This is a genomic window from Streptomyces sp. NBC_00376 (assembly GCF_036077095.1).
Classification (GTDB): Bacteria; Actinomycetota; Actinomycetes; order Streptomycetales; family Streptomycetaceae; genus Streptomyces.
Genome location: NZ_CP107960.1, coordinates 5135920 through 5156953 on the forward strand (window position 1 = coordinate 5135920; position 21034 = coordinate 5156953).

16 protein-coding genes are annotated in these 21034 nt (G+C 71.7%); 11 read left to right on the top strand and 5 right to left on the bottom strand.

All coding sequences use genetic code 11. The annotated features are described in order from the left end of the window. Positions 1-76: 76 nt before the first annotated feature. Positions 77-1624, top strand: a complete 1548-nt coding sequence (locus OG842_RS23280; protein WP_266733772.1) for an MFS transporter — start codon at positions 77-79, stop codon at positions 1622-1624. Positions 1625-1751: 127 nt separating this feature from the next. Here OG842_RS23280 and OG842_RS23285 read toward each other — a convergent pair whose 3' ends face one another. The 4 genes from OG842_RS23285 to OG842_RS23300 all read right to left on the bottom strand — a co-directional run bounded on the left by OG842_RS23285 (position 1752) and on the right by OG842_RS23300 (position 5542). Further along, positions 1752-2339, bottom strand: coding sequence for an RICIN domain-containing protein (locus OG842_RS23285; RefSeq protein ID WP_266732270.1), 588 nt, complete (start codon positions 2337-2339; stop codon positions 1752-1754). Positions 2340-2501: 162 nt separating this feature from the next. Beyond that, positions 2502-3353: a DMT family transporter gene (locus tag OG842_RS23290; RefSeq protein WP_266732271.1), complete on the bottom strand. Its 852-nt coding sequence runs from the start codon at positions 3351-3353 to the stop codon at positions 2502-2504. Further along, positions 3350-3847: a YbaK/EbsC family protein gene (locus OG842_RS23295; protein WP_266732272.1), complete on the bottom strand. Its 498-nt coding sequence runs from the start codon at positions 3845-3847 to the stop codon at positions 3350-3352. Before OG842_RS23295 ends, OG842_RS23290 begins: the two co-directional genes overlap by 4 nt. Positions 3848-3907: 60 nt before the next feature. Further along, a complete protein-coding gene (locus OG842_RS23300; RefSeq protein WP_266732273.1) occupies positions 3908-5542 on the bottom strand; it encodes a penicillin-binding transpeptidase domain-containing protein in 1635 nt (544 codons plus the stop codon). A 251-nt stretch (positions 5543-5793) separates the two neighbouring features. Here OG842_RS23300 and coaD point away from each other — a divergent pair, with 251 nt between their 5' ends. Together coaD and OG842_RS23310 are read left to right on the top strand one after the other, a co-directional pair. After that, entirely contained in the window at positions 5794-6279 is a 486-nt protein-coding gene (coaD, locus tag OG842_RS23305) for a pantetheine-phosphate adenylyltransferase (protein ID WP_266732275.1), read from the top strand. Positions 6280-7087: 808 nt separating this feature from the next. Then, entirely contained in the window at positions 7088-8620 is a 1533-nt protein-coding gene (locus OG842_RS23310; RefSeq protein ID WP_266732277.1) for an alpha/beta fold hydrolase, read from the top strand. A 388-nt stretch (positions 8621-9008) separates the two neighbouring features. Here OG842_RS23310 and OG842_RS23315 read toward each other — a convergent pair whose 3' ends face one another. Continuing rightward, positions 9009-10775, bottom strand: a complete 1767-nt coding sequence (locus OG842_RS23315) for a dolichyl-phosphate-mannose--protein mannosyltransferase (RefSeq protein WP_266732279.1) — start codon at positions 10773-10775, stop codon at positions 9009-9011. A gap of 61 nt (positions 10776-10836) precedes the next feature. On the opposite strand from OG842_RS23315, the gene rsmI reads away from it, so the two are divergent. From rsmI to OG842_RS23355, 8 genes are all read left to right on the top strand, one after another. Further along, entirely contained in the window at positions 10837-11724 is an 888-nt protein-coding gene (gene rsmI, locus OG842_RS23320; protein ID WP_266732281.1) for a 16S rRNA (cytidine(1402)-2'-O)-methyltransferase, read from the top strand. Between the two features lie 171 nt (positions 11725-11895). Further along, the gene (locus OG842_RS23325) at positions 11896-12255 is read left to right on the top strand and encodes a hypothetical protein (RefSeq protein ID WP_266732282.1); all 360 of its coding nucleotides are present in this window, start codon (positions 11896-11898) and stop codon (positions 12253-12255) included. Positions 12256-12315: 60 nt separating this feature from the next. Beyond that, positions 12316-13182, top strand: a complete 867-nt coding sequence (locus OG842_RS23330; protein WP_266732284.1) for a TatD family hydrolase — start codon at positions 12316-12318, stop codon at positions 13180-13182. A 56-nt stretch (positions 13183-13238) separates the two neighbouring features. Beyond that, positions 13239-14165 (top strand): 16S rRNA (adenine(1518)-N(6)/adenine(1519)-N(6))-dimethyltransferase RsmA, encoded by a 927-nt coding sequence (gene rsmA, locus OG842_RS23335; protein WP_266732285.1) that lies wholly within the window; start codon positions 13239-13241, stop codon positions 14163-14165. Then, positions 14162-15055 (top strand): 4-(cytidine 5'-diphospho)-2-C-methyl-D-erythritol kinase, encoded by an 894-nt coding sequence (locus OG842_RS23340; protein WP_266732290.1) that lies wholly within the window; start codon positions 14162-14164, stop codon positions 15053-15055. Before rsmA ends, OG842_RS23340 begins: the two co-directional genes overlap by 4 nt. Before the next feature lie 100 nt (positions 15056-15155). After that, on the top strand, positions 15156-16973 hold the full coding sequence (locus OG842_RS23345) for an ABC-F family ATP-binding cassette domain-containing protein (protein WP_266732291.1): 1818 nt from the start codon (positions 15156-15158) through the stop codon (positions 16971-16973). Positions 16974-17089: 116 nt separating this feature from the next. Further along, the gene (locus OG842_RS23350) at positions 17090-18895 is read left to right on the top strand and encodes an outer membrane protein assembly factor BamB family protein (protein WP_266732292.1); all 1806 of its coding nucleotides are present in this window, start codon (positions 17090-17092) and stop codon (positions 18893-18895) included. Positions 18896-19139: 244 nt separating this feature from the next. Next, positions 19140-20990, top strand: coding sequence for an outer membrane protein assembly factor BamB family protein (locus tag OG842_RS23355; RefSeq protein ID WP_266732294.1), 1851 nt, complete (start codon positions 19140-19142; stop codon positions 20988-20990). The last annotated feature ends 44 nt before the right edge of the window (positions 20991-21034 follow it).

Below are 21034 nucleotides of genomic sequence, written 5' to 3' on the forward strand. Positions count from 1 at the left end.
GAACCTCTTCGTGAATTCCGCAACGACGCAGGACGGATCAGGACAGGACAGATCGGGGCGGGGCGTCACGCTCGTCATGGCCTGCCTGGGCGTCTTCGTCGCCTACCTCCCCGTGACCACCGTGTCGGTGAGCCTGCCGGCCATCCAGCGGGCTCTGGACGCCTCCACGTCCCAGCTGTCCTGGGTCTCGGACGCCTTCGTGCTGCCGATGGCCGCGCTGATCCTGACCACCGGGGTGTGGGGCGACGTCCACGGCCGCAAGCGGGTCTTCCAGGCGGGCATGGCGTTCTGTGCGCTGGGCGCGGCGATCTCGCTGTCCTCGGACTCGGTGCAGGCCCTGTGGGCCGGGCAGGCCGTCTCCGGGCTGGGGGCGGCGGCGCTGCTGCCCACGACGCTGGCCCTGATCAGTCACGCGGTCCCCGACCACCGGGAGCGGGGCAGGTTCATAGGCCTGTGGGCCATGTCCCTGATGGCCTCGCTCGCCGTGGGCCCGCTGATAGCGGGTGTACTGCTGGAGCACGTCGCGTGGCGCTGGATCTTCCTCCTGCCCGTGCCGGTCTCCCTGATCGTGCTGGTCGTCGCGGCGTTCTTGCTGCCCGACTCGCGAGCCCCGCACGGCCGCCGGCTCGACTGGCCCGGACAGATCAGTGCGGCCGTCGCGGTCACCGCGGTCGTCTACGGCGTCATCGAGGGCGGCGCGGACGGCTTCGGCGAGCCCGCCGTGGTGACGGCCCTGGTGCTCGGCGCGGTGGCCGCCGTGGCGTTCGTCGTCGTGGAGCGCCGCAGCGCGAGCCCGATGCTCGACCTGGCGCTGTTCCGCAGCCCGGCCTTCACCGCCACCGCCCTGGTCGCCATGATCAGCTTCCTCGGTCTGATCGGCTTCTTCTTCGTGCTGAGCCTCTACTTCGGCATGGTCCAGCACCTGACCACGATGGAGGCGGCGCTGCGGATGGTGACGGTGTCCGGGGTGGCCCTCGTCGTCGGCGCGCCCGTCGGACGCCTGATGCACCGGGTCTCCGCCCGGGTCCTGATCACCACGGGCCTGGTCGTCGCGGCGGGTGCGATGCTCTCGCTGACCGGCGTCGACGCCCACACCTCCTACGGCTCGATCGTCTGGCGGCTGGCCCTGCTGGGCCTCGGCATGGGCGCCGTGCTCACCCCGATGACCGCCTCCGCGGTGTCCTCCGTCCCGCACCACCTGGCCGGGATGGCCGCCGCCGGGAACAACGCCTTCCGCCAGGTCGGTGGCGCCCTCGGCCCCGCCGTGCTCGGCACCCTGCTGACCACCCGGGCCCTCGACGCGCTGCCCGGCCGCCTCGCCGACGCGGGGGTGCCCGCCGAGGCCGGCGACCGCGTCCTGGACACCGCCCGCGAGCAGGGACTCGGCGCCGTGGCCGGGCTCCACCTGGACGCCGCCACCGGACCCGCCCTGACCGCCCTGGGCGACTCCTTCCTCGACGGCATGCGGCTGTGCCTGACCGTCTCGGCCTCACTCGCCCTGCTGGCCGCCCTCGCCTGCGCCGTGCTTCTGCGCCCGGCCGCCAGGCCGACGGCCCCGACGGCCCCGACGGCCCCGGCCACCGAGGAACCGCCGGCCCGCCCGGCACCGGTCCCGACGGGCTGAGCCGGCCCGCACGGGCCGACCGGACACTCGACCGCCCCGCCATGCGTCGCACGGCGGGGCGGTGTGGGGTCGATCCGGGTCGGACGGCGCCGAACTCCCCGGCCTCGACGCCCGCCCCGCTCGGGCGCTAACCGTTGGCCACGGGGGCGTCGTTGTCCGCCCTGCGCCACAGCCGGTCGGAGCTGGGCTGCGCGATGTTCAGGTAGAGGGTGTCCCAGCTGCCGTCGTTGTACCTGTTCAGGCTGAGGGCGAGGTCCTTGTCGACCATGGGCCGGTACATCCACCAGCCCGTGTAGCTGTCACCGACCTTTTCGGGGTACATGCTCCACTTCTGCAGCCGCGAGCCGTCACAGGTCCGGACGACGACCGTGGTCCCCCGCTGCGGCGTCGCGGCGCTGGGCTGGAGGCACTTGTTCGCGGCCTCGTTCCTGAGAACGACCGTGTAGGTGTTGGGGGCGTCCGCCTGCCAGGCGGACGAGTCACGCTCCCACCGCTCGGTGCTGTAGATCCACGCGGGGTCGCGCAGGGTGATGGCGGTGGCGCCCTCGCCGGTGCTGTTGTTGAGCAGCGCCAGACGGCTCCCGTCCATCTTGTTGATCAAGTCGGTGTTGGGAGTGGGGGCGGCGGAGGCAGGTGCCGCGCCGGCCGCCGTGACGGCAGCCGCGGCGAGCACGGCCGAGGCGAGAACCCTTGCGGCATGACTGCGCTTGGACATGGGGGGTGTCCCTTTCGATGCATGGACGTCCGCGAGTGCGGGACCTGCGCATCCAAGCAGTCCGGCACCCGGCAGAAACGATCGTGCTCGGACGTGCCGGAGCCTTTTCACCCCATCGGGTCCCTCTCGCCGGACCACCCTCCCGCGAGGGCCGACCGCCGCTCAACTCGTCTGCAGCATAAGCCCGATGCCGACGACCATCAGCCCGGCCGCCGCGATGCGCGGTGCGCCGAACCGCTCCTTGAAGAACAGCGTCCCGATGCCCGCGCCGACGATGATCGACGACTCCCGCAGGGCCGCGATCGGGGCCAGTGCCGCCCGCGTCTGGGCCCACAGGACGAGGCCGTACGCCGTCACCGAAAGGGCCGCGCCCAACAGCCCGCGCGCGGCGAACGGCCTCAGCTGCTCCACGAGTTCGCCCCGGCGCCGGTACAGCGCGTAGGCCGGGATGGCCAGCCCCTCCAGGATCATCAGCCAGGCGATGTAACCGAGCGAGGTGCCCGAGGCGCGCACCCCGACGCCGTCCACCGTGGTGTACCCGGCGATGGCCAGACCGGTCGCGAGGGCGGCCAGCAGGGCCGGCCAGTCGGGGCGCCTGCCGGAACCCCGGATGCCCCAGAGGGCCAGCCCGACGAGCCCCGCCGAGGCCACCGCGACCCCTGCCGTGGCCCAGCCGTCCGGGTGCTCGCCGACGAAGACCGCGGCGAGGACCGTCACCACCAGCGGGGCCGTACCCCGGGCGATCGGGTACATCTGCCCGAAGTCGCCCAGGGTGAACGAGCGCATCAGCAGCAGCATGTACGCCACATGGAGCCCGGCCGAGACCAGCAGATACGGCCAGGCCCCGGCGGCCGGGAACGGCACGAAGCAGGCGCCGGCCGCGCCGATCAGCAGCCCGCCGCCGGAGATCAGGGTGAAGGAGAGGAGCTGGTCCTTGATCGCGTGCGCGATCGCGTTCCAGCTCGCATGCGTGACCGCCGCGACCAGGACCGCGAAGGCGACCAGCGGTGTCACTTCGACTGCTCGCGCACATCCACCACGGTGCCGCCGGCGTGCCCGATCAGTGACTTGGGGTCGAGCGGGAAGACGGTGTGCGGGGTGCCCGCCGCCGCCCACACCACGTCGTGGTCCAGCAGCCCGCGGTCGGCCAGCACCCGGGTCCTCGTGCGGTGCCCGAAGGGCGGCACGCCCCCGATCGCGTAACCGGTCGTCTCCCGGACCAGGTCGGCCCCGGCCCGCTTGACCTTTCCGGCGCCCAGTTCCGCGCGTACGAGCTCCACGTCGACGCGCGAGGAGCCGTCCATCAGGACCAGCACCGGGACGCCGTCGGCCTCGAAGATCAGGGACTTGACGATCTCGCTGAGCTCGCAGCCGATCGCGGCGGCGGCCTCGGCGGCGGTACGGGTGGCCTCCGGGAACCGGCGGACCTCGACGTCGAGGCCCAGCTCCCGCAGGGCCTCGGCGAATCGGGGGTGGGCTTCGGCGGCGGTGGTGTCAGGAGTGCTCATGCCCCGCACGCTAGCGAACGTCGTACGGGGCACGCGACGTCGTTCCGCGCGGGGTCCGTCTCAGGACCCGGCCCGCAGCACCGCCGCCACCACCGGGCCCGCCGCGTCGCCGCCGTGGCCGCCGGCCTGGACGACCGCGGCGGCGGCCAGGTCGTTGCTGAAGCCGGTGAACCAGCTGTTGGACGTGGCCTGGCCGTCCACCTCCGCCGAGCCGGTCTTGGCGCCCTTGTCGCCGCCGACCGAGGCCATCGCGTTCTTGCCGGTGCCCCAACTCGCGGTCTGGCGCATCATGTTGGTGAGCTGTTGGGAGACGTACACGGGCAGTGAACGGGCGGCGGTGGCGATCGGGCGGCCGTCGAGTTCGCGGTCCACGATGACCGGCTGGCGGAAGATGCCGGTCCTCGCGGTGGCGGTGATGGAGGCCATGTTGAGGGCGTTCATCTGGACCGTGCCCTGGCCGATGTACTGCGCGGCCGCCTCGCCCTGGGTCTCCTCGGGCACGCTGCCGTCGGAGGAGACCACGCCGGTCTGCCAGTCGAGGCCGATGCCGAAGACCTCGCGGGCCTCCTTGGCGAGCGCCGCGTCGTCCTTCGTGTCGTCGATCAGCTTGATGAAGGCCGTGTTGCAGGACCGGGCGAAGCTGGTCGTCAGGGTGCCGCTGGGGATCGAGAAGTCGTCCAGGTTCTTGAAGGTACGGCCGTAGTACGTCGCGGTCGGCGGGCACTCGATCTTCTGATCGGCCGAGGCGAGCCCCTTCTCGATCAGCATCGCCGCCGTCACGATCTTCATCGTCGAACCGGGGGCCTGCTTGCCCTGCATCGCCGCGTTGAAGCCGGTGGCCGGGTTGTTGGCGACCGCGCGGATCGCGCCCGTGGACGGCTGGACCGCGACGACGGACGCCTGGCTGAACTTCTTGACGGCCGTCTCGGCCGCAGCCTGGGCATTGGCGTCCAGGGTGGTCCGCAGCTTGCCCGGCCGGCCCTTGGTGAGGGTGAACAGGGTCTTGTCGGGGCTGCCCGCGTCCGCGCTCTCGATCACGGTCTCGATGCCCGCGGTGCCGCCGGCCTTCTCGCCGTACTTCTCGCGCAGTGCGTCCAGGATCGAGCCCAGCGAGGGGTACTTCTCCTTGGTGAGCGGCCTGCCGTTGTGGTCGACGGCGTCGATCGACGGGGCCGTGGCCTCCCCGGTCCGGAGCGACGCCCCGTCCGTCAGGTCCGGGTGGATCACGGCGGGCGCCCAGTCCACCAGGGGCCTGCCGGTGGTCAGTCCGCGCACCACGGTCAGCTCGGAGGAGTACGACCAGGGCTTGGAACTGCCCTCGAAGGAGACGGTCGCCTTCACCGTGTACGGCACCTTCGCACCGACCGCCGGGCCCGGGGTGATCACCGCCTCGGTGACATGGGCGGTGTCCCGGTAGCCGGAGAGAGCCGGTCCGGCCTCGGCCGCGTTGTTGGTGAGCTGGGACGCGACGTCCGCGTCGCCGTCCGCCCACGCCTTGAGGAACTTCTTCGACGCGTCCTCGATCTCCGCCTTGGTGACCGGGCCCGTCTTCACCTCGGTGGTGGCGGACTTGCTGTCCGTACCGTCTCCGCCGCCGCCCAGTCCGTCCAGGATGTTGTACGCCCCGTAGCCCACCCCGCCGACCACGACCGCGAACACTCCGCCGACTATCGCAACCTTCGCTCCACTGCGCATCGCTGCAGTCCCCCTCCCCAGGAGTCCCCCTTGAACGTGTTCAAGGAGTGCTGCTCGGCACCCTACGGGACGGTGCTGAGGGGCGGGACAGTTGTTATCGGAACGCGATATGCGCGGCGGGAGCACGCCGATCCGGACACAGCCGGACGACGTGCACCGTCAGATCCAGGTGTCCGGAAACATCCGGTCGCGCCACGAACGTGGGCTGACGCTCGACCCGCTGGACGTTCGCCCCGGCACGCTTGATCTCGGTGGTGCGGCTGCCCTGGAACTTCACTGCCGGGGGCGGCCGCTTGTTACTCTTTCCGGTCATGCGAGCCCTCTTTCCAGGATCCTTCGATCCGGTCACTCAAGGGCACCAGGATGTGCTCCGGCGCGCTGCCCTCCTGTTCGACGAGGTCGTCGTGTGCGTGATGTTCAATTCGAACAAGACCGGCCGCTTCCCCATCACGGAACGGCTGGACCGGCTCCGCGCGGCAGCAATCGACTTGAGCAACGTCACGGTCGACTCCCACACCGGCGGGCTGCTGGTCGGCTACTGCCGCCGAGGCGGAATCGACGTGGTCATCCGCGGAGTCCGCGGCGTTTCCGACCTGGACTACGAAATGCCGATGGCCCGCATGAACCACGAACTGGCCGGAGTCGAAACGTTCTTCATCGCTGCGGATCCCGACCTGGCCCACGTCTCCTCCACACACGTCACCGCGATGCGTCAACTGGACCGTGTCCCCGAATGATGATGCGAGCGAGCTTCTTCCAGCAGGTGGGGGCGGCAACGAGGGGTCCTGGGACGTGCCCTGTGCGGTGAGGCGGACGAGTCGTTCGCAGTATCCCTCCCCTAACCCCTAGGGGCAGGGGATCCGCGCGCTGATCCGACAAGCCCGGAAGGCGGGGAGGCCCGCGCCGAGCGGGCCGACGCGCCGGCCCGGCCCGCCATCGCCGCTCCCGAGGGGCTCGCCGCCGACAAGAACTTGGCCACCGGCCGGGCGCTCGACCCGCGTCGCTCGACCCGTACCACCGCCCGCGAGACGGCCGAACCACTGCATGGGCCGATCGCATGGGCCCCTGCTCTCCGCGTGTGTTGCGGACGGTGGTGGGGCGTCAACTGATCTACACCGCCGTGTCGTTGGCTTCCGTTCGCCGGTGTGGGAGGTCGCGAGGAGCGGCACCCCGGTCGGTGTGGTGCGCAACAAGGCCGGCGTCGTCCCCCACCCCGGCGGATGCCGGAACGCGGCAACCGTGTTCCACCCGCTCCCGCCCCGGGCGCCGTCGACGCAGCGATCGCCCGCGCCGTCGGCGCTGCGGCGCGCTGTGCCATCGCCGCGCTGCGGGCCGGGGCGGCCACGGCGTGACGGCCGGTAGGCGGCCGATGGCCGCCTACCCTGAGCGATGAACGACAAGGGGCAGGACTCCAGCAGGAGGTCGGTGTGCCGCCGTACGCCACGCGTTGGATCACGAGCCCATCCCCGCGTCGTACGAGGCACGAGTGGGGCGGAACAGAGACTGGAGGAGATCCGAGACACTGATTCTGTACAGAGGACTGGCATGGCTCTACGAGGCGGACGAACGATTTCCGTGCTGACGGTCGGCGCGGTGACGGCCGTGACGGCAGCGCTCACCCCCGTGACGGCGTTCGCGGCGGGGGATCCGCTCCAGCAGTACGCGCAGCAGAAACTCCGTTGGGGGCGCTGCGATACGGGCCGGCCGGCGGAGTTCGAGTGCGCGAAGATCAAGGTGCCGCTGGACTACGGCGACCCCGGGGGCCGGAAGATCGACCTCGCGATATCGCGGATCAAGGCGGGTAGTGCGAAGGAGCGGCACGGCGTGCTGCTGATGAATCCCGGGGGCCCGGGCGTTCCGGGGCTGACCATGCCCGTGGAGATGGAGCCGCTGCTGCCGGCGGAGGTGCGAGAGCGGTTCGACCTGGTCGGCTTCGACCCGCGCGGGGTCGGGCAGAGCTCGCCGATCGGCTGCGACCTGACGGGCGACGAACAGACCTTCCAGCACCCCTACACCGCAAGGACGTTCGCGAAGGACGTGGCCCGGGCCCGGACGGTGGCTGACAAATGCTGGGCCAAGGCGGGGGACGTGCTGCCGCACATCACCACCCGCAACACGGCACGGGACATGGACGTCGTCCGGGCGGCACTGGGAGAGAGGAAGATTTCCTACTTCGGGTACTCGTACGGCACGTACCTGGGCGCCGTCTACACGCAGATGTTCCCCCGGCATTCGGATCGGTTCGTGCTCGACAGCGCGCTCGATCCGGCGCTCGCGTGGCGAGGGATGTTCCGGGGGTGGTCGGCGGGGGCCGAACTCGCCTTCACCCGGTGGACCGAGTGGGCCGCCGCGCGCAACGCCACGTACGGGCTGGGCCCGACTCCGGCAGAGGTCCGGAAGACGTACGGGGAGCTCATCGCCCGCGCCGACCGCACGCCCGTCCCGACGACGGGCGGGGCGCTCAGCGGCGGCGCCATCCGTTCCGAGTACGGTGCGTTCGTCCACGTCGCGACCATCACCCCGTGGATCGTGGCGTTGAAGGCCGCGGCCGCGGGCGGACCGCCCGCGCCGGCCACGCCGACCGCGTCGGCGGTGCCCGACTCCGTCCCGGTCCGGTCCGCCGAAGCAGGGGCGGGGGCGTTCGGTGCGGACGTTCCGGCGGACAACCAGTCCGCCGCCGTGTGGGCCGTCTTCTGCGGCGACACCCGCAGCTGGCCGCGCAACCCCGAGCAGTACCGCCGGGACGCGATCCGAGACCGAGCCGAGTACCCGCTGGCCGGCGACCTGGGGGCCAACATTCAGCCGTGCGCCTTCTGGAAGTCGGCGGGAAGCGAGCCGGCCACCGTGGTGAGCAACGACGTCAACGCCCTGATCGTGCAGAACCAGTGGGACCCGCAGGCGACGCTTGCCATGGCGCAGGGCATGCGGCGGGCGCTGCACGGTGCGCGGATGGTCACGGTGGTCGGCGGCGAGGGCCACGGCGTGGTGGTGGCCGGCCCGTCCTGTGCGGACGCCGGCGTCACGCGGTACCTGACCACGGGCCGGCTGCCCGCGAAGGACCTGACCTGCGGCGGCTAGGGACTTTCGTTTGGATCAGGCCGGACCAGGGAGCGGGACCTGGTGCGTGCGATCGCAAGGCGGAGGAAGGAGTCAGGCCGGAGCCCTGGCGAGTGACGACAACGCGGAGGAGGGTCCCCCTGGCCATCGAGGCCTTGGGGGAGTGCGTGCCGGGCCCCGCGAGCCCGGCATGGTCCAAATGAGAGGCCCTACGGCCGTGACCGCATTGGTCGCCGGGTCGGTCAGGCTGCGATCGTGAAGATCTTGTCGCCCTTGTGGGCGGACAGGTCGTCCAGGATGCCATGCCGCCGGCAGGGCCGCCCGGGGGCGGCCGATGGGCGCCGACGATGACCGACAAGCACCAGGAGGCCGCAGTCGATGACAGCGGCCTCTTGGTGCTTCTGCCCAGCTAGATCCAGGTGTCCAGCCACATCCGGTCGCGCCACGACCCGTCGGGGATCGGCGTGCCCGTGTAGATCGGCCAGAAGTAGATGAAGTTCCAGATGATCAGCAGGACCAGCACGCCCGCCCCGATCGCGCCCAGCGTCCGCCGCCGTTCGCCCGTCGGATCGCCCGACCCCAGGGCGAGTTCCTCCTTCGGCCCGGTCCCGGCCGCCGGGCCCAGCATCGCGCCGATCATCATCGTCACCGCCAGACACAGGAACGGCACGAACACGACCGCGTAGAAGAGGAAGATCGTCCGCTCCTGGTAGAAGAACCAGGGCAGCCAGCCCGCCGCCACGCCGCAGGCGATCGCCCCTGCCCGCCAGTCGCGCCGGAAGAACCACCGCCACAGCACGTACACCAGGGCGAAGCACGCCGCCCACCACAGCAGCGGCGTCCCGATCGCCAGCACCTCGCGCGCGCACTTGCCGGTCGCCGACGCCTTGCAGCCCGGCTCCTCCTCCCAGAAGTACGAGACGGGCCGGCCCAGCACGATCCAGCTCCACGGATTGGACTGGTAGGTGTGGCCGGACGTCAGGTTCACATGGAATTCGTAGACCTGGTACTCGTAGTGCCACAGGCTGCGCAGCCAGTCCGGCAGCCAGGTCCAGTTGCCGCCCCGGCCGTCGGTCTGCGCCCAGTTCCGGTAGTAGCCCTTGCCGGTGACGATCCAGCCGGTCCAGGAGACGAGGTACGTCAGGATCGCGACCGGGACCGTCGAGACGAACGCCGGCAGCAGATCCCGCTTCAGCACCGCCAGGTACGGCCGGACCGCACCCGCGGTCCGGCGCGCGCCGACGTCCCACAGCACCGTCATCAGGCCGAAGGCGGCCAGGATGTACAGGCCGTTCCACTTGGTGGCGAAGGCCAGACCCAGCATCAGGCCCGCGGTGATCCGCCAGGGCCGCCAGCCGAGCCGCAGGTTCTCCGCGACCCCCGCGTCGGGGCGCAGCACCCCTTCCTCGTCGACCGGCAGCGCCGCGGCCAGTCTGCGCCGGGCCCAGTCGCGGTCGATCAGGAGCGCGCCGAACGCCGCCAGCACGAAGAACATCAGCACCAGGTCGAGCAGCGCGGTGCGGCTCATCACGAAGTGCAGACCGTCGACGGTGAGCAGGGCGCCCGCCAGGCAGCCGAGGAACGTCGAGCGGAACAGCCGCCGGCCGATCCGGCACAGCATCAGCACCGACAGCGTGCCGAGCACCGCCACCATGAACCGCCAGCCGAACGGCGTGAACCCGAAGAAGTGCTCACCGAGCCCGATGATCCACTTGCCGACCGGCGGGTGCACGACATATCCCGGGTCCACCGGGACGGCCACCTTCGACGGGTCCGCGAGGATCAGCTTGTCGATGTCCTTGGGCCAGTCGCCCTCGTACCCCTGGTTGATCAGGGCCCAGGAGTCCTTGGCGTAGTACGTCTCGTCGAATATCAGCGCGTGCGGGCTGCCCAGATTCCAGAAGCGCAGCACCCCCGCGACCAGCGCCACCAGGAGCGGACCGCCCCACGCCGACCACCGCACCAGGCGATCGGCCATCGGTGGTGAGATCCCGAGGACCGCCCACAACTGGATGCCGGGCCTGGTGTACGGCGGGACAAGCCGCTCGCGCAGCCCGATCCCGGGCCGGGGCGAATGGCCGAAGCGGCGCAGCCGCTGCTGCCAGGAGGCCGGTGCTTCGCCGTGCGGTTCCCCGGCGTCTTGGCCCTTCCGGGCTTCGGGCGCAGTACTCGTCACCGCGCCATCGTAGGGAACGCATCTGTGCGAACGCTGTCGCCCGTGCTGGGAGGATGGCTTTGTGACTGGAACGACTGGAACGCTGGTACTCGCAGGAACCCCCATCGGCGATGTGGCGGACGCCCCGCCGCGCCTCGCCGCCGAGCTGGAGACGGCGGACGTCGTCGCCGCCGAGGACACCCGCAGGCTTCGCCGCCTCACCCAGGCGCTCGGCATCCACACCACGGGGCGGGTCGTCTCCTACTTCGAGGGCAACGAGTCGGCCCGTACGCCCGAACTCGTCGAGGCTCTGACCGGCGGCGCCCGGGTCCTGCTGGTCACGGACGCCGGGATGCCGTCCGTCTCCGACCCCGGCTACCGGCTGGTGGCCGCCGCCGTGGAGAAGGACATCAAGGTCACCGCGGTCCCCGGCCCGTCCGCCGTGCTCACCGCGCTCGCCCTGTCCGCGCTGCCCGTCGACCGCTTCTGCTTCGAGGGCTTCCTGCCCCGCAAGGCCGGCGAACGGCTCGGCCGGCTCCGCGAGGTCGCCGACGAGCGCCGCACCATGGTCTTCTTCGAGGCCCCGCACCGGCTCGACGACACCCTCGCCGCGATGGCCGAGGTCTTCGGCGCCGACCGCAGGGCCGCCGTGTGCCGGGAACTGACCAAGACGTACGAGGAAGTGAAGCGCGGCCCGCTGGGCGAACTGGCCGTCTGGGCGGCCGAAGGGGTGCGCGGCGAGATCACCGTCGTCGTCGAGGGCGCGGCCGAGTCCGGACCCGAGGAACTGGACGCCGAGGAGCTGGTACGCAGGGTGCGGGTGCGCGAGGAGGCGGGGGAGCGGCGCAAGGAGGCGATCGCCGCCGTGGCCGCCGACGCGGGGCTGCCCAAGCGCGAAGTGTTCGACGCGGTCGTCGCGGCAAAGAACGCGGCGCGAACCGGTCCTGCGGAAGGCAAAGGACTGTCGTGAAAAGCAAAGCGGGAGCCGCGTACCGGGCCTTTCTGCCACGCGCAGGCCAAAAGCGCTCCAACAGTCGACAGGGCCCGATGCGTTCCTGCCGGTGAAGGCGTCCACTGAACCAGGGACGCATTCTCCGGAGCGTTTGCCCGGAGTGCCTGTCCGGCGGACAAAGGAGCGGGCATGAGCGAGATCGCAGCAGCCAACGCACACGAGGCGTACGCCTTCGCCTGTATGAGGTGCGGGCACGGCTGGGAGCAGGCCTACGAAATAGAGCACCACGTCGACGGATCGAACAACGCCTTCGTCATATACAAGGCGGACGGGGAGCGGGTGCCCTCCCCTCTTTCCCGGCCCAGCTGCGCGAACTGCGGCGGACACCTGGTCCGGATCATGCGGTCCGGCCGGGTCTCGACCGTCCAGCAGCTGCTCCACAACCCCCAGCCGTCGCGGCCGGCGGCCCAGGGCGACGAGGCCGCCCCCGCGGGCACCGGACACCACTGGCACCTGTCCGACCTGCTGCACCCCTTCCACCGGAGGTAGGCACCCGGTTCGTCCCACTGCGGGCCGGGCGTACCGGCGGGTCCTCGTACGATCGTCGTCATGAGCCGTACCGAAGCCCCGCCGCTGCCCGAACCCCTCCGGGTACCGGTCGCCGATTCGCACACCCACCTGGACATGCAGGACGCGACCGTCGAGGAGGGCCTGGCCAGGGCCGCCGCGGTCAATGTGACCACCGTGGTCCAGGTGGGGTGCGACGTGGCCGGTTCGCGGTGGGCCGCCGAGACCGCCGCCGCGCACCCGAACGTGCACGCGGCGGTCGCCCTGCACCCCAACGAGGCACCGCGCATCGTGCACGGCGACCCCGACGGCACCGCCCGCCAGGGGGCGCGCGCGGCGGGCGGCACGGCGGCGCTGCACGAGGCGCTCGCCGAGATCGACGCGCTGGCCGCGCTCGACCACGTACGCGGCGTCGGCGAGACCGGGCTCGACTGCTTCCGTACCGGCCCCGAGGGCATGGCCGCGCAGGAGGAGTCCTTCCGGGCCCACATCGAGATCGCCAAGCGGCACGGCAAGGCGCTGGTCATCCACGACCGCGAGGCGCACGCGGACGTGCTGCGCGTTCTCGCCGACGCGGGCGCCCCCGAGCGGACCGTGTTCCACTGCTACTCCGGCGACGCCGACATGGCCCGGATCTGTGCGGACGCCGGGTACTTCATGTCCTTCGCGGGCAACGTCACCTTCAAGAACGCCCAGCCGCTGCGGGACGCCCTGGCCGTCGCGCCGATGGAGCTGGTCCTGGTCGAGACGGACGCCCCGTTCCTGACGCCCGCCCCGTACCGGGGGCGGCCCAACGCGCCGTATCTCATCCCCGTCACACTGCGCGCCATGGCGGCGGTGAAGGGCATCGACGAGGACCCCCTGGCGGAGGCGATCGCGGACAACACGGCGCGGGCCTTCGACTACTGAGACCGCCGAGCGCCACGGGGGCGGGCGCGAATCGCGGGGGCCCTTACGCTTTACAGGTGAGCACCACTGAGCCCGACGCCCTCCTGGGCCCCGCAGACATCCGCGAGCTGGCCGCCGAGCTGGGCGTACGCCCGACCAAGCAGCGCGGTCAGAACTTCGTCATCGACGCCAATACGGTCCGCCGGATCGTACGGACGGCCGAGGTCCGCCCGGACGACGTCGTCGTCGAGGTCGGCCCGGGGCTCGGCTCGTTGACCCTGGCGCTGCTGGAGGCGGCGGACCGGGTCGTCGCCGTCGAGATCGACGACGTGCTGGCGGGCGCGCTGCCGGCCACGGTCGCGGCCCGGATGCCGGGGCGCGCCGACCGGTTCGCCCTGGTGCACTCCGACGCGATGCTGGTCCGGGAGCTGCCCGGCCCGGCGCCGACCGCGCTGGTCGCGAACCTCCCGTACAACGTCGCCGTACCGGTCCTGCTGACGATGCTGGAGCGCTTCCCGTCCATCGAGCGCACCCTCGTCATGGTCCAGGCCGAGGTCGCCGACCGGCTGGCCGCGCGGCCGGGCAACAAGGTCTACGGCGTGCCGTCGGTGAAGGCCAACTGGTACGCGGACGTCAAGCGGGCCGGCTCCATCGGCCGCAACGTCTTCTGGCCCGCCCCGAACGTGGATTCCGGACTGGTCTCCCTGGTCCGGCGCACCGAGCCGATCGCGACGAGCGCGAGCAGGACCGAGGTCTTCGCGGTCGTCGACGCGGCCTTCGCCCAGCGCCGCAAGACGCTGCGGGCGGCCCTGGCCGGCTGGGCCGGCTCCGCACCCGCCGCCGAGGCGGCCCTGGTCGCGGCCGGGATCTCGCCGCAGGCCCGGGGCGAGTCGCTGACCGTCGAGGAGTTCGCCGCCATCGCCGAGAACAAGCCCGCCGGGACCACAGGGGCCGCCGGGACCTCCGGAGCCGCCGGGAACGAGCCCTCGGGGAGTGGCGAGTGAGCATCACCGTCCGCGTACCCGCCAAGGTCAACGTCCAGCTCGCGGTCGGCGCCCCGCGCCCCGACGGCTTCCACGACCTGGCCAATGTCTTCCTCGCCGTCGGCCTGTACGACGAGGTCACCGTCACCCCCGCCGACGGGCTGCGCATCACCTGCTCCGGCCCGGACGCCGCCCAGGTCCCGCTGGACGCGAGCAACCTCGCCGCCCGCGCCGCGATCGCGCTGGCCGGGCGGCACGGCATCGCACCCGATGTGCACATCCACATCGCCAAGGACATCCCCGTCGCGGGCGGTATGGCGGGCGGCAGCGCCGACGGCGCGGCCGCCCTGCTGGCCTGCGACGCCCTCTGGTCCACCGGCGCCACCCGGGACGAGCTCCTCGCCATCTGCGCCGAGCTGGGCAGCGACGTCCCGTTCAGCCTGGTCGGCGGCGCCGCCCTCGGCACCGGACGCGGCGAGCGGCTCACCCCGATCGACGTCGGGGGCACCTTCCACTGGGTCTTCGCGGTCGCCGACGGCGGGCTCTCCACCCCGGCCGTCTACGGCGAGTTCGACCGGCTGACCGCGGACACCGACGTCCCCGAGCCGGAAGCCTCCCCCGCGCTCCTCGACGCCCTGCGCACCGGCGACGCCACCGCGCTCGCCGCGGCGCTCACCAACGACCTCCAGCCCGCCGCGCTCTCCCTGCGCCCCTCGCTCGCCGACACCCTCGCCGCGGGCACCGCGGCCGACGCCCTGGCGGCCCTGGTCTCCGGCTCCGGACCTACCACCGCGTTCCTGGTGGCGGACGAGGAGTCGGCCCGCAAGGTCGCCGAGGCACTGCTCACCTCCGGCACCTGCCGCAACGCACGGACGGCGGTGTCCCCGGCACCGGGGGCCACGGTCGTCTGACGGCGCCTGCCTCTCCGCGGGGCGGCAAGGGCGAGCGGACATCGCACCGCCGCCGCCCCGTACCCTGGGAAGCCGATCGATCCCCCCGGGCAGGAGTGAAATGGCCGTCAATCTGGTCAATGTCGAGCAGGTCAGCAAGGTGTACGGCACCCGTGCCCTGCTCGACGGCGTGTCCCTCGGGGTGTCCGAGGGGGACCGGATCGGTGTCGTCGGCCGCAACGGCGACGGCAAGACGACGCTCATCCGGATGCTCGCCCGGCTGGAGGAGGCGGACAGCGGACGCGTCACCCACAGCGGCGGGCTGCGGCTCGGCGTCCTCACCCAGCACGACTCGCTCGACCCGCAGGCGACCATCCGCCACGAGGTGATCGGCGACCTCGCCGACCACGAGTGGGCGGGCAGCGCCAAGATCCGCGATGTGCTCACCGGGCTCTTCGGCGGGCTGGCCCTGCCGGGCTTCGAGCACGGCCTGGACACCGTCATCGCCCCGCTCTCCGGCGGTGAGCGGCGCCGGATCGCGCTGGCCAAGCTGCTCATCGCCGAGCAGGACCTGATCGTCCTCGACGAGCCGACCAACCACCTCGACGTCGAGGGCATCTCCTGGCTGGCCGGCCACCTGCGGACCCGCCGCTCCGCGCTCGTCTGCGTCACCCACGACCGCTGGTTCCTCGACCAGGTCTGCACCCGCATGTGGGACGTCCAGCGCGGCGCGGTCCACGAGTACGAGGGCGGCTACAGCGACTACGTCTTCGCGCGGGCCGAGCGGGAGCGGATCGCCGCGACCGAGGAGTCCAAGCGGCAGAACCTGATGCGCAAGGAGCTGGCCTGGCTGCGCCGCGGTGCCCCCGCCCGCACCTCCAAGCCGCGCTACCGCATCGAGGCGGCCAACGAGCTGATCGCCGACGTGCCGCCGCCGCGCGACACCAGCGAGCTGATGAAGTTCGCCAACGCCCGGCTCGGCAAGACCGTCTTCGACCTGGAGGACGTGACCGTCCAGGCCGGCCCCAAGACGCTGCTCACCCACCTCACCTGGCAGCTCGGCCCCGGTGACCGGATCGGCCTGGTCGGGGTCAACGGCGCGGGCAAGACCTCGCTGCTGCGGGCGCTGGCCGAGGCGGCCCGCACCCAGGGCGACGCGCAGCCCGCCGCGGGGAAGGTCGTCGTCGGCAAGACCGTCAAGCTGGCCTACCTCTCCCAGGAGGTCCACGAGCTCAACCCGAACCTGAGGGTCCTGGAGGCCGTTCAGCAGGTACGGGACCGGGTCGACCTCGGCAAGGGCCGCGAGATGACCGCGGGCCAGCTCTGCGAGCAGTTCGGCTTCTCGAAGGAGAAGCAGTGGACCCCGGTCGGCGACCTCTCCGGCGGTGAGCGGCGCCGGCTCCAGATCCTGCGCCTGCTGATGGACGAGCCGAACGTCCTCTTCCTCGACGAGCCCACCAACGACCTCGACATCGAGACCCTGACCCAGTTGGAGGACCTCCTCGACGGCTGGCCCGGATCGATGATCGTGATCTCCCACGACCGGTTCTTCATCGAGCGGACCACGGACCGGGTGATGGCACTGCTCGGCGACCGCACGCTGCGGATGCTGCCGCGCGGGATCGACGAGTACCTGGAGCGCAGGCAGCGGATGGAGGAGGCGGCCACGCCGTCCGCCGCGCCCGCCCCGGCCAAGGAGACCACCGCCCCGGCCGCGGCCATCTCCCCGCAGGCCGCCCGCGCGGCGAAGAAGGAGCTCCAGAAGGTCGAGCGGCAACTCGACAAGATCTCCACACGCGAGACCACGCTGCACGCACAGATCGCGGAGCACGCCACGGACTTCGAGAAGGTGGCGAAGCTCGACGCGGAGCTGCGCGAACTGGTCGCGGAACGCGACGAGTTGGAGATGCGCTGGCTGGAGCTGGCCGAGGACGCCTGACCGCTTCGGTGCGTCAGGTGTGACGGCTGGGGCTCGTGGGACGGGTGATAGAAAGAGGCCTTGTCCGGTGCGGAAGCCGGGCCCGTCCGCACGAAGCACTGAGGGGGGACGTGCTGATGACCCAGCCACCCGGCCAGCAACCGCCGCAGGAGGGCTTCGGGGCTCCGTACGACCCCCAGTCCGGTTCGTACGATTCCCCGTCCGGCCAGGCCGTCGGCTCGTACGGGCCTCCCGCCCGGCCGCCGGGCCAGGCCGCCGGTCCGTACGGCACCCAGCCGCCGGGTCCGTACAACGCGCCCGCGCAGCCCCCCGGTCCGTACAACCCGCCCGCACAGCCCCCGGGTCCGTACAACCCGCCCGCACAGCCCGGTCCGTACGGCGTGCCGTCGCAGCCGGGGCTGCACGGCGCGCCCACTCAGTTCGGCCCCTACGGTGCGTCGCCGTCACCGCAGCCCGGTGGCCCCGCCGGTAGCGGCGGAGGGTTCTTCCGGGGCAGGCGAGGGGCGGTCGTCGGCGCCGTGCTCGCGGTGGCACTGCTGGCAGGCGGGGGCGTCTGGCTGGCCACGGGCGGGGACGGGAAGCCCACGACGAAGAAGAGCGCCGCCCCCGCGCCCACCGGCTCGTCCACCGGCAAGCCCAAGGGCAAGGACGAGGACCAGGGGCCGAGCGATCTGCGCGCGGAGGCCGCCGCGATCAACGCCAAGCTCAAGCCGGGCGAGGCGAAGGTCCTCTGGCTCCAGGAGGGCGGCGTCGACCTGCCGCGCAACGGCGCCAGCGTGTACGGCCCCTGGATCGTCGGCGACACCGTCGTCAAGGCGATGTACAAGACCGTCTCCGGCTACTCCGTCGCCGACGGCGGCCAGAGGTGGAGCCTGCGCCTGCCGGGTGCCGTGTGCGCGGCCCCCTCGCAGGCCACCGCCGACGGAAAGATCGCCCTCGGGGTCCAGACCGGCACCGGCGACCGGGCGTTCTGCGACGCGCTCCAGATGGTCGATCTCAGGACCGGCAAGGCGGGCTGGCACAAGACGGTCGAGCGGGAGGGCACCTGGGACGCGCTCTCCAACCCCGCGATGGCGATCAACGGCGACACCGTGACCTTCGGGCGCAAGACCAGGACGGATGCCTTCCGGGTCAGCGACGGCAAGGTGCTCTTCGGTCAACTGCCGGGCAACTGCCAGCCGTTCGGATTCGCGAGCGGCCCCGTGGCGATCGCCGCCGCCAGCTGCCAGACGGCGGCCGACGACCACAAGGAACAGCTGGTGGAGCGGATCGACCCCACCACCGGCAAGATCCTGTGGAAGTACGAGATCAAGAAGGGCTGGGAGGTCGCGCAGTTCTACTCGGTCAGCCCGCTGGTCGTCTCCTTGAAGAAGGAGGAGGGGGACCAATGGGCGATCATCATGCTCAACGCGAACGGCACCTACCGCTCCCAACTGGTCGGCGGCGACGAGAACTACGAGACGCAGTGCGATGTCGACGTGTCCTCCGACGGCAGGAACCTCGACAACTGCCTCGGGGTGGCGGCCGATGACACGACGGTCTATCTGGCGACCAAGCCCACCGAGTCCGACCCCACCAACAAGGTCGTCGCCTTCGACCTGGCCGGCGGGAAGACCAAGTGGAAGGCCGACTCTCCCGCCGGGCAGACCCTGATGCCGATGCGGGTGGAGGGCGGCAGGCTGCTGATGTACCTGTCGGCGGCGCAGAACAAGGGCGGCGGCATCGCGTCCCTCCCGCCGACCGGCGGCACACCGCAGATGGTGGTGCGGCACCCGGCCGCGGGGGCGGAGGCCGAGCGCGGGCTCTTCGACGTCCGGGCCGCCTACACGAACGGGCGTTCCCTCCTGCTGAGCACGAGCATCACCGGTGTCGAGGACGGGGACGAGATGCGGGCGAAGTCGCTGGCGGTCTTCGGCAACTGACGGTCCGAGGCGTAACGGAGGCATTACGGGGCGGTTCTCCCTTGGGAACAGGGGGCGGACCGCCCCGGTGCCCGAGGTCTCGCGGGTGGTACAAAGAAGCCCCGCTCGACTGACGTAACGCCGCGGGATCCATGCCTGATTCGCTCCTTTCCAGGAAGTTCAGGGGGTTTCGGCCCCGTGGCGCTCCACGGAATCGCGGGGGAGATCGGACCGGGCACCGGACCGCACGAAGGGGGACGTGCTGATGACCCAGCCGCCCAGCCAGCAACCGCCGCAGGGAGGCTTCGGCGCGCCGCAGCAGCCGCCACAGGGGAGTCCTCAGCCGCCCCAGGGCCCGCCGCAGACGCCGCCACCGGCCCAGCCGCCCACCCAGCCGGGCTACGGCTACCCGCAGGCACCCGGCCAGCCGCCGGGCCAGGCCCCCGGCTACGGCGCCCCGCAGCAGCCGGGCCAGCAGCCCGGCCCGTACGGCCAGCAGCAGCCGGGCCCGTACGCCCAACAGCCGGGTCCCTACGGCCAGCAGCCGGGCCCGTACGCCCAGCAGCCCGGTCCGTACGGTCAGCAGCCCGGTCCGTACGGCCAGCAGCCCGGCCACGGCTACCCGCAGCAGCAGTACCCCGGCGCACCGGCCCCCGGCGGTCCGGGCGGCGGCGCCTCCAAGCGCAAGCCCGCGATCATCATCGGTGCCGCGGCCGCCGCGCTCCTGGTGATCGGCGGCGGCATATACGTCGCCACGAGCGGGGGCGACGACGGGAAGAAGCCCGTCGCGAAGGAGAGCGGCGACGCCAAGCCGAGCGTCTCGCCCTCCGTCAACGAGGGCGACGGCAACGGCGACGGCGAGGGACGCGGCGCCGACGACGACCTCAACGCGGGGCGCAAGGCCGGCGAGGCGAAGGTCCTCTGGCTCCAGAAGAACGACATCGACCTGCCGCGCAACGGCTCCGACGTGTACGGCCCCTGGGTGGCCGGCGACACGATCGTCAAGGGCATGTACCGCTCGATCTCCGGCTACTCGGTCGCCGACGGCAAGCAGAAGTGGACCCTCAAGCTGCCCGCCGACCTGTGCGCGGCACCCGCCCAGCCCACGACCGACGGCAAGATCGTCATCGGGGTCAAGAACGGCACCACCGACAAGGCGGACTGCTCCGATCTCCAGATGCTCGACCTCGCCACGGGCAAGGCCGGCTGGAAGAAGTCGATCAAGCAGAACGGCACCTGGGACTTCCTGTCGGACATCTCGCTGGCCATCAGCGGCGACACCGTGACGGTCGGGCGCACCGGGAACTCCAACGCCTACCGGGTCAGCGACGGCAAGGAACTGTTCGGCAAGCCGTCGGGCACCTGCCAGCCGTTCGCCTTCGCCGGCGGGGCCAAGCTGATCGCCGCCTCCAACTGCCGCACCGACGACGTCAACAACCCGCAGCACCAGATCCAGCAGCTCGACCCGAACACGGGGAAGGCCATGTGGACCTACCGGCCCAAGCGCGGCTGGGAGATCGACAAGGTCTACTCGGTCAGCCCACTGGTGGTCTCGCTGAAGAAGGACAAGGAGTGGAGCATCCTCGCGCTGAAGGAGAACGGCACGCTCCGCACCGGCATCACCAGCGACAAGGGTGACAAGTTCGCCCCGGACTGCGGCAGCGCCTTCGCCATCTTCGGCAAGTCCCTCGACGGCTGCACCGGAGTCGCCGCCGACGCCAACACCTTCTACATGGCGACCGCACCGGACTCCAGCGGCAGCGCCCGTACGAACAAGGTCGTGGCGTTCGACCTGAACACCGGCAAGTCCAAGTGGAAGGCGGCCGCCCCGGCCGAGCGCACGGTGAAGCCGCTGCGCATGGAGGGCGGCAACGTGCTGCTCTACGTGGAGACCGCCTACGAGAAGGGCGGCGGCATCGCCACCCTCGCACCGACCGGCGGCGCCCCGCGGATGCTGCTGCAGCACCCCGCGTCGACGTCCGAGATCGAGCGCGGCTTCTACAACACGAAGGTCCTCTACGCGGGCGGCCGTTCGTTCATCGCGAGCGGCCGGGTCAGCGCCAGGAACGACAAGGAAGAGCTGGAGACGAAGACCATGATGGCCTTCGGCAACTGACGGCTCACGACGCCCCTCGACGGCACCACCCGGCCGTCGGAGCC